Below are 2,936 nucleotides of genomic sequence, written 5' to 3'. Positions count from 1 at the left end.
AACGACAACGAGGTGGCCCCATTTTCGCCCGTCGCATTGGCCTCATTTTCGACCGTCGTCGACAACTTGGAGCGGATATGGTCCGTCAGCGCGCATTTGATCGTGCGGGGTATACGCTCCTGTGGTCGCCGGCAACCGCCGGGACGTGGTCCGGAGCCGGTCGGGTGCGCTGATCGACCGGCTTGCGGGCACGGACCGATGGGGTCACGTGCGTTGCGCGGGTTCTTGCGGTCAGTCCGGATTTAGACTGCGGCGAAGGCGACCAATATCGGACGCGTGTTACCGCTGACGTGAACGCCCAGCGCGCAAGCGTGCTCACGCGATGAACTTCGTGATGCTCACCATCGTCGGCTGGGTATTACTCTCCATTGCCTCGGCCGCCTGAAGCGTCTGCCGCGCGGTTCTGTCGTCGTGCCGGATGAAGCGGAGATTGTCGTTCAGCACCTCGCTCGATAGCGCCGTGAAGTTGTGCAGGACGTCGAACGAAGATCCCGAACTGAACCAGATGAAGCGATCTCGGAGCGCGGTGGACTTCAAGAGGCGCACCTCGACGGCTATCGGCAGAGTCCGCCTATGGAGCGCTTTGCTCAAGAAGTTTTCGATGCGTGCCTCATGGCGTGGGCGGTCTGCCGTCTGCCAGTCGCGCTGGAGCTTCCCCAGGATGGACAAGGTCGCGTTCGCCGGCATCGAGTCGGCGAGCGTCTGGATGAGCCACTCGGCATGCGACGTGGTGCTGTTGCCGCTGATGAGACCTTCGAGAATGTGCGGGTCGAGGATCTTCACTGCGGATGAACGCTCTGCGAGCGGATGGATGAAGGTATTCGCGACGGCGGGGCGGCGCGTCTTGCCGGTCGGGAACAGGCCGGCCTCCTTCGCAGCAACCACGGCCGGCGACCTGTGGATCGTGCTCGCGAGGACGACATCCGAGTCGTCGACGGTATTGGATCCCGACGTGTCGTCGACCCCGAACTCCTCGGCAAGCGCGCGGCTGGCGACGAACACGCGCGCGTCGGTCTGGCCGTTCCCTTCTTCGTCCTTGTGTCGCAGGCGCTCGCTCACACCCATGGCGCTTGGGAGCTGATCGAGACGGTTTAGGTCGTTGAGACTGGCCAGTTGCTTGATCCACAGAGTCTTTGACAGGTCGCCGAGGTTCCCGATGGCCCGAAATAGTGCTTCGCGATCGGCTTCGGGAAGTGCCAGAATCCCGTGGGCGCCCAGGGTTGTGACAACCTCGCGATGGATCAGTTGGTCACGATCGGTTGGATGATCAGCCAGCGCGCCCGGATCCACCGCGATCGGGAACAGCACCTGCGGCTGCCTCATGCGGTGATCCCGAGGATGTCGGCCAGCCCATCGTCGAAGAACCCGGTTGGCCATGGATCGAGGAGTTCGCCGCGGGCGCCGAGTCGAAGGCGGCGCAGGGAGGCACCTTCGGCTGCGGTGTTGTCGACGTAGATGACTGCAACGTCATCCGGGCGGAGCTTCCCGCCGCGGATCAGACGCCGCAGGCGAAGAAGGATCGCCTCGGAGTGAGTCTCGACGATGACTTGGTTTCGGCCCATCACCGCAGCAGTCGCGAACAAGTTGCCGAGACGTGCCTGCAAGCGCGGGTGGAGGTGCAACTCCGGCTCCTCGATGCAGATGATCTGCCGCTCGGCATGAACGCACACGTCAATGACCGGCAGAAGCTGGCTCACGCCGTAACCAACCTGGTCGAGGTCGACAGGTGCGCCCGAGCGGACGTCTTTCAGCGTCCACTTCTGCTGGTGCGGATTGCGGAGCTTCCAGAGCGGATCCTCCTCGAACACGTATGGAATCTCGAGCTGAGCCAGCATCTGATTCAAGAGGTCGAACTCGCTGAATCCCGGCCGTCGCGGCTTCCGGTACCCATCGAACCAGCCGGAGTTGAAGGCGCCACTGACGGGGTCGTAGGCCTTGCCCGGGGCGCCGCGATGAGGACCCAGGTAGCGGAGTAGGAAGGCCATCTCGAAGAGTTCTGCTTGCAGCTTCCGGTCGGCGTGTCCGAATAGCTCGGCATCGATGAGCTTCATCTCCCGAGACCACGCCTCGCCATTCTCGCTCTCCTCGACGATGAACGTCGCGAGCTGCGACTCGCCGAAGTCTGCGGGGTGGAAGGGGTCGTGGTCGTCGTCGAAGTTCTCCGGTGTGAACCGCTTACGGGTCACCGATCCCGTATCGAGCGGGCCGAACGATGTGGTGTGGACATCGATCGAACCCACAGGGTTGAGGTCGTACTCGAGCGCGGCATGCGCACGCCGGCCATCCTGAGCTGCGAAGTCGACGCCGAGCACGAGCGGTGATCGCCATTGATAGCCGCTCGGGTCGTCTGGGTCGGGTTCGGAGTAGGTCATCAGGCTGCGCGCGCTCGACTCGCTGAATGCAGCGTCCCACGGACGAAGCGCGTCGAAGCGTCCCGAGTCGACCACCTGCATGAGGAGTCGCAGGGCTTTGATCACCGTTGATTTGCCCGCGGAGTTCGGCCCGTAGATCAGGGTGATCGGAGCAATGGTGATGTCGTGGGCTCCGGCGAACGACCGCAGATTCTCGATGTGGAGCCGCTCAACCAAGGAGCTCGGCGCCGAGACCTGCTTCGGCGGCTGGGCGGCTTCCTCGGGGGCGGCGAGAGCGACCCGGCGCGGCGGTGCGTCCGCCTCATCGTTCGCGAAGGAGGAGAGAATCTCCTCTTCCTCCCGTTTCAGCCGCGCTTGCTCCGCAGCGATGGCATCGCGCTCGCGCTGACGCTGTGCGTCGCGCTTGGCCTTCATCGACCTGGTGTCGATTCCGACCCAGTCTGCGCCGTACTCGACGTTGCTGTGCTGTGCATTTGGGTTGCCCGGCTCGGGGGCCGCGTCTACTAGGCCGTGTTGCTAAATGCTGTTGTGGGGCGGGTGGGCGATCCTTGAGGTGTGTCGCGA

General features: G+C 63.8%; 2 protein-coding genes. Both read right to left on the bottom strand.

Features of this window, described 5'->3' with window-relative positions; translation table 11 throughout:
* Positions 1-315: 315 nt before the first annotated feature.
* The gene (locus AS96_RS14315) at positions 316-1,323 is read right to left on the bottom strand and encodes a hypothetical protein (protein WP_036291209.1); all 1,008 of its coding nucleotides are present in this window, start codon (positions 1,321-1,323) and stop codon (positions 316-318) included.
* Entirely contained in the window at positions 1,320-2,786 is a 1,467-nt protein-coding gene (locus tag AS96_RS14310) for an AAA family ATPase (protein ID WP_036291205.1), read from the bottom strand. Before AS96_RS14310 ends, AS96_RS14315 begins: the two co-directional genes overlap by 4 nt.
* Positions 2,787-2,936 lie beyond the last annotated feature (150 nt).

The sequence above is a fragment of the Microbacterium sp. MRS-1 genome (assembly GCF_000585455.1).
In the GTDB taxonomy this organism is placed as follows: domain Bacteria; phylum Actinomycetota; class Actinomycetes; order Actinomycetales; family Microbacteriaceae; genus Microbacterium; species Microbacterium laevaniformans.
The sequence above is the reverse complement of the archived record's forward strand: the minus strand, read 5'-3'. Positions and strand labels throughout refer to the sequence as shown.

Bases quoted from the DNA above. Each gene is read 5' to 3' on its own strand.
- AS96_RS14315 (WP_036291209.1), bottom strand. From the start codon at position 1,323: ATGAGGCAGCCGCAGGTGCTGTTCCCGATCGCGGTGGATCCGGGCGCG.
- AS96_RS14310 (WP_036291205.1), bottom strand. From the start codon at position 2,786: ATGAAGGCCAAGCGCGACGCACAGCGTCAGCGCGAGCGCGATGCCATC.